The following is a 6,077-nucleotide window of genomic DNA, read 5'->3' as shown; positions in this document are numbered from 1 at the left end:
CCCCCGCATAGGAAAAACCATAACTTGTTAAATACGCCAAGCCTGAAGGTATAACGATTTCTGAAAGCAGTGTAGTAAGCCTGTTTCTATTGGGTGAAGGGCTTTGCTCTATATAACCGGAAAGAAACAGATTATTGGGAACGCTTTTCAGAATCTCTGACTCGGCCGCTGATTCTTCTACTTTTGGTTCGTCTTCTGCCTTTAGAGAATGTTGACAGAGCATAAGAGCCAGCAACAGGCAGGTAAGAGATAATGTTCTTAATCTCTGCATGGACACCTTAGTCTCTTATCTTTTAAGGGTGTTTTCTGTATTAGTACTGACTGGGAACTCACTGGATCAAAAGTTACCAGACCGGTTGTACCATCAATCTGAATGGGTTGATTCCCTTTTGATTCGAGAATCTCTGTAACAGAGCAAGCCTGAGCCAGTTCGCGAAAGGAGAGTGGTGTACGCAAAGCCAGTGTTCCGTCGGTGCGCATCAACTCTGCTCTGGCGAAAGCATCCAGCATTATGGGAGCTACAGACTGAATAGCTTTCTGAAGCCCTTGTTTTCTGGCGCAGTTACACAATAGTGCTGGAGCATAGGTAGGGGCTGGTGTTTCCTGAAAATCAAGTTGTTTCAGTGAGTAAGCAATCCATCGAGCCTGATCCTCTTCATCCAGGCTGCGAAAGCTATCAAACAGTTCCTGACCCTGCTTCGGGGTATAGATGCGAAGCTGGGCTGCCAGTCTGCCCAGGGCAACCAGCTCGTCTTGATCACTTGTTAATGAAGGTAACTCCAGCCAGCGGCTGCGTTCCTGCAGATAAAACCTGAGTGGATTGGCGTCAGGAACCTGAATAGCCAGGTTGATCGCCTGTTTGGCCAGTTGGGCTGAGGCCAGCGTATATCTGGAGAGGTAGAGGGAGCCAACCGGTTCTAGATGCCCGCGAAAGCCTGCAATATTGATCAACCAATGCAGGTGCCACAGGTTGAGTTCCCGGGCTGAGATGGTCTTTTCCTGCGAGGCTTTGGTTAGATGGCTGTACATGGCCATGGAACCTTCGCAGTACATCATATGCCTGAGGTGACTGTCGGGCATAAAAAGCACTGTGAGTAACCGAGACGATTCCGGATGTTCGCTAGCCAGATGGCTTGCCAATGGATAGATCTGCGCAGCATACGGAGCAGTGACGGCCAGAAACTGGTTGCTGTCTTCCGGCATTGTCTTCAAAAAGGGGGCTGCTTGCTTTCTGGCCTTGGGAGAAAGAGCCACAGAGCTGATAAGTGCTCCTGTCTGAAGTGTTTCATACTCTGCTGGACTCAGTGCTTTAAACACCTCGGATAAACTTTGAAAGTCCTCCCAGGGCAGAATTTCATCGGCAGAATATTCCCTGATCTGCGGGCTTATAAAGATCTGGTAGTCGTCTCGTGAGCCTGAACGAAGAAGCTGAAGGCTGTATAGCCGGGCCAATGCTCTTGGAACTTCGAGGTGAATACGACCGTTTTGGTAAATAACGGCCATTTCAGGAGTTGTTACGGGGTTGTCGAGAACCCAAGTCAACTGCTCAACCTGCTTATTGCTGATAATTAAGGCATCACCATAAGTTGCATTGATATATTCCCGAATCTTCTCAACCGGACTATTGGCCCGGGATGTCTGAGAAAGTACTAGTGATATCAATAAGATAAAGAATGGCAGGCAGCGGCAGTACTTCATTTAACTCCGACTATGAGCTTTCCGAGTAGTATTTTGTTTATAGCTATGGCGAGTGCCAAACAGGGAAAGATAGTCGATAAATGACCAGCCCGCAGGAAACAGGCTGGAAGATTAGTCAGGAAGTGGCCTGAACCGATTGGGTTGAGTTAGACCCGATAGCGATAACGGCCAGTACTCCAATCACCAGAGAGCCTGCAATCACGATAAAGGAATCACTGAAGGCCATGATTCCGGCATCCCGGGCAATCTGTTTCATAATCAGAGCCAGATCCTGCTGGGGAGTCAGTTGCGGCAGGATAGACTGGAGTTTGTCCAGGTAAATCTGGGTTTTCTGATCGTACAGAGACAGGGTTTCCCCGATTCTAACCTGATGGAAGGTTGAACGCCGGTCAATAATGGTCGACAGCATGGCAATGCCTACAGCACCGCTCAAATTGCGGGTGGTGTTGTAAACGCTGGAGGCAGAAGGGATATCTTTCAGATCCAGTTTTGCCGTCGCCAGAACCGACAGAGGTACCATCACAAAAGGCTGGCCAATAGCCCGGATAATCAGGCTCAGGCGGAACTGATCCCCGGCAAAGTCGTAGGACATATAGGAGTTCATCAGGGCGCTGATGGCGAACATCATCAGTCCGAAGATACAGAGCCAGCGGGTTTCGAAATACTTCATCGCTACCGGCAATAGTGGAATCAGAAACAGCTGGGGAACACCAACCCACAGCATCACCTCACCGATCTCCATCGGGCTGTAATTCTGGATGGAAGCCAGGTACATCGGCAGCAAAAATACCGAACCGTAAAGAGCAAGGCCCATGGCACAGTTAGCCAGGGTTCCCAGCAGAAACTGTTTTTCCCCCAGTATTCTCAGGTTGAGAAGAGGGTCTTTCCTGGTTAGCTGGAGATAAACAAAGCTGGTTAGCGAGATAGTGGCGATAAACGCAAACAAGGTAATCTCATGGGATTCAAACCAGTTGTTGCGGTTACCTTCTTCCAGCACAAATTCCAGGGTGGCCAGTCCCACTGACAGGGAGGCAATACCGGGCCAGTCGGCATTGCGTAACCGATCCAGACGCATCGGTTCCGAGTCAAGGCCATGGGCAAGCAGAGCCATCATCAACAGGCCGGGCAGGAAGTTGAGATAGAAGATCAAATGCCAGCTGAAGTTTTCCGTCAGCCAGCCACCGATTGTTGGGCCTATGGAGGGAGCCAGAACCGCAGAGAAGGAAAACAATGCCATTCCGATAGGCTGCTGTGATTCAGGTAACCGGGTTCTGATCAGGGTAAACGACAGCGGAATCAGCGGTGCCACCGCAACACCCTGCAGTGCCCGAAAAAGAATCATGGACTCAAGGCTCCAGGCCATTCCGCAAAGAGAGGAAGTCAGAATAAAAGCAGCAGTACTCCACAACAAATAGCGGCGCATGGAGAATACGGTGGCCAGCCAGGCACTCAGGGGGATAACAACGATCTCCGCAATCATGTAAGAGGTGGAGATCCAGGAACCTTCAGACAGACTGGCTGACAGTGAACCCTGGATATCAGCCAGGGAGGAGTTGATAATCTGAATATCCAGAATGGCCACAAAAGCACCCAGCACCATACCGGCGACGGCAATCCAGTCGCGGCGTGATGCTTTTTCAGTAAAGGCGCTTTGGGCTGAGACTTCTTCCGCGTTAGTGCTGTCAGATTGTTGTTGTGTATCAGCGTTCTGCGACATGCTGCTCACTGATCACATTGTTATCATTAACGGCCAGCTGCTTGACATTAACTGGTTCAGAACGGGTATCAACGGTAGCGACAACCGACATACCTGCACGCAGTCGTCCAGTCAGATTATGCCCCTGGGGAATGACAATCTTCACCGGAATACGTTGAACAATCTTGGTAAAGTTACCGGTGGCATTTTCCGGTGGCAGCAGGCTGAAGCGCGCCCCGCTGGCAGGCCAGATGGAATCAATGTATCCGGTCACAGGCTGATCCGGGAAGGCATCGATTTTCAGCTCAACCGGTTGGCCTACGCGCATATGGCCAATCTGGGTTTCTTTAAAGTTAGCCGTAACCCAGACTGTATTGCTGTCAACAAGGGTAAACAGGACGGAACCTACTTTTACCAGTTGGCCATCTTTCACCTGGCGCTGCCCGATTACACCACTTCGGGGTGAGGTAATCACTGTTTCTTCAAGGCTGCTGCGAGCTATAGCTAGACGACTCTCGGCCTGTTTTTTGGAGGCCTTGGCAGCGGCAATCTGACTGTTCAATACATCAATCTGGCGCTGTTGAGCCAGCATATTGGCCTTGTCGCCATCGAGCAGAGCCTGAAGCTTTTGATCCTTAGTACGGATTTCGTCCAGGTCGTCAACGGAAACAGCACCTTGCTTGAACAGGGACTGCATACGTTTCAGTTCCGTTGCTGCAAATCTACGCTCGGCTTTGGTGGAATTCAGTTTGGCTTTGGCTACATCAATCAGAGTGTTCTGCAGTTTTAACTGTGCCTGCAGCTGGAGGATGGCGGCTTTTGATGCCAAAACAGCGGCCTGGCTCTCTTCAACCTTTAACTGGTAATCCTGATCTTCAATACGGGCCAGAACCTCTCCTTCATGAACCGGCTGGTTGTCTGCAATCCAGCCCGCTTCGGCAAAACCGGCCTGCTTGGTACTGATATAAACAATATCTGACTGCAGGTAAGCGTTATCGGTGCTTTCCTGGAAGCGTGCAAACAGCCACCAGTAGCTCGTGCCTGCCAGGGCAATACAGGCTAGAAGAGCAAGAACACCGTGCTTCTTTTTGTTTGGCATTGATAAAACTCAGATTTCTACGACAAGTACCAAACACCCGTCTGATAAAAGCACCTGACAATGTTTGGGTTTGGAATGTTTGGAAATAGCGGCGCATGTTATCATTGTTGCCTCTATGGGATTAGATGATCTTTTTTCAACTTGGTGTTCCCTGAATGCAACAATCTGCTGACCTGAATGAAGCGCTGATTTTTTTCACTGTTGTTGAGGCGGGCAGTATGACCGCGGCGGCAGAACGGCTGGGAATGCAGAAATCAACGATCAGCCGAAAACTCTCTGCAATGGAAGAGCGTATTGGTGTCAGGTTGCTGCATCGTTCTACACGTAGAATGGCACTGACGGATATTGGTGAAGAACATTTCCAGCGCTGTCGCTATATTGTCGAGGCTTTTCAAGAGGCTGAGAATATTCTCCAGCATCATAAGTCAGAGCCTTCCGGCCATCTTAATATTGTTGCTCCTATCGAAGTGGGACAGCTGGTTCTTGCCCGGCAGGTTGGGGAATTTGTGCAACGCTGGCCCAAGGTGAGTATCAATGTTGAGCTGAGTAATCGCCGGGTCGACTTTTATGAAGATAATATTGATCTGGCACTGCAGATAACACCACCCAATGATCAGGATCTGGTATGTCGCAGGGTATGGACTTCGGAGATGATTCTGGTTGCTTCCCCTGATTTTCTGAAGGGTAAAACTATTCATCATCCTTCTGACCTGGCGGAGCTAAACACCATCCGCTTTTATCCCATGATTGATAACACTTCAGGCTGGGTGTTCAGTAAAGATGGCGAGGTGTATACCCACATAGGGCAGGGTAATATCATTTTCAATAATATTACTGCGATAAGAGAAGCCGCCATAGTTGGAGCGGGTTTGGCACTGCTTCCTAAAATGATTCTGGAAGATGCCCTGACATCAGGTGTTTTGGTTCAGCTGTTCCCGGACTGGAGTATGCCTGTGCGTCATGTACATGCTATCTATCCTCCACGCAAAATGATGCCGCTGGCACTTAGAACCCTGCTTGAAGAGTTTGGAGGTACTATTGGGTAGAACCTCTCGACTCTTTACCAATAGAGCAAATGCGGTGTTCATAACGAACACTTCTTGCAGATGATTGAAGGTATGAAGAATGAAAATAGAAGCTGCAGTACATCTGGACAGATCTGGAACTGCGTAGCCAAGTCTTGAAGGTGCTTGAAACCAAAATTTCGGCAGATCATAGCAATGGCCGTCCCAGCATAGACCTCTGGCGCATTCTTGTCTTTGGAACATTGCGCCTTGTCATTAACAGTGATTACGACCGCCTCCAGGAACTGGCCAATGAACACGGAACCTTGCGGCAGATGCTCGGCCATGGCCCTTACTGTATTCATTTCTACACTATCCAGACCCTGCAGGATAATATTTGCCTGTTCACACCAGAGATACTGGATCAGGCGAACCAGATCGTAGTGGCTGCAGGCCATCTGCTGGTTAAAACCGGAATGGCAAAAGCCTTCCTAACGTGCTGTACCACGGTGGAAATAAAGGTGCTCCGGTTGCATTCCACAGCTTGAATATGTAGTATTCGCAGCGTATAGACGCCCGG

Annotated in this window: 6 protein-coding genes; 2 read left to right on the top strand and 4 right to left on the bottom strand. The window is 49.4% G+C overall.

Annotated features, from left to right (window positions below; all coding sequences use genetic code 11):
- From M3P05_RS16525 to M3P05_RS16510, 4 genes are all read right to left on the bottom strand, one after another.
- On the bottom strand, nucleotides 1-271 hold a 271-nt coding region (locus tag M3P05_RS16525; RefSeq protein WP_249701139.1), incomplete at its 3' end, for a hypothetical protein.
- Nucleotides 259-1,698: a hypothetical protein gene (locus M3P05_RS16520; protein ID WP_249701138.1), complete on the bottom strand. Its 1,440-nt coding sequence runs from the start codon at nucleotides 1,696-1,698 to the stop codon at nucleotides 259-261. The genes M3P05_RS16520 and M3P05_RS16525, both read right to left, overlap by 13 nt.
- A 115-nt stretch (nucleotides 1,699-1,813) precedes the next feature.
- Nucleotides 1,814-3,415: a DHA2 family efflux MFS transporter permease subunit gene (locus tag M3P05_RS16515; RefSeq protein ID WP_249701137.1), complete on the bottom strand. Its 1,602-nt coding sequence runs from the start codon at nucleotides 3,413-3,415 to the stop codon at nucleotides 1,814-1,816.
- A complete protein-coding gene (locus M3P05_RS16510; protein WP_249701136.1) occupies nucleotides 3,399-4,493 on the bottom strand; it encodes an HlyD family secretion protein in 1,095 nt (364 codons plus the stop codon). The genes M3P05_RS16515 and M3P05_RS16510 overlap by 17 nt, the downstream gene beginning before the upstream one ends.
- Nucleotides 4,494-4,648: 155 nt before the next feature.
- Here M3P05_RS16510 and M3P05_RS16505 point away from each other — a divergent pair, with 155 nt between their 5' ends.
- Both M3P05_RS16505 and M3P05_RS16500 read left to right on the top strand, forming a co-directional pair.
- Nucleotides 4,649-5,539 (top strand): LysR family transcriptional regulator, encoded by an 891-nt coding sequence (locus M3P05_RS16505; protein ID WP_249701135.1) that lies wholly within the window; start codon nucleotides 4,649-4,651, stop codon nucleotides 5,537-5,539.
- Between the two features lie 140 nt (nucleotides 5,540-5,679).
- Nucleotides 5,680-6,045 carry a hypothetical protein gene (locus M3P05_RS16500; protein ID WP_408635931.1) on the top strand — a complete coding sequence of 122 codons (366 nt, stop codon included), beginning with the start codon at nucleotides 5,680-5,682 and terminating at the stop codon, nucleotides 6,043-6,045.
- Nucleotides 6,046-6,077 lie beyond the last annotated feature (32 nt).

The sequence above is a fragment of the Parendozoicomonas callyspongiae genome (assembly GCF_023502345.1).
GTDB classification, from domain to species: domain Bacteria; phylum Pseudomonadota; class Gammaproteobacteria; order Pseudomonadales; family Endozoicomonadaceae; genus Sansalvadorimonas; species Sansalvadorimonas callyspongiae.
Note: the sequence above shows the minus strand (reverse complement) of the source record. Positions and strands in the feature narration are given on the sequence as shown.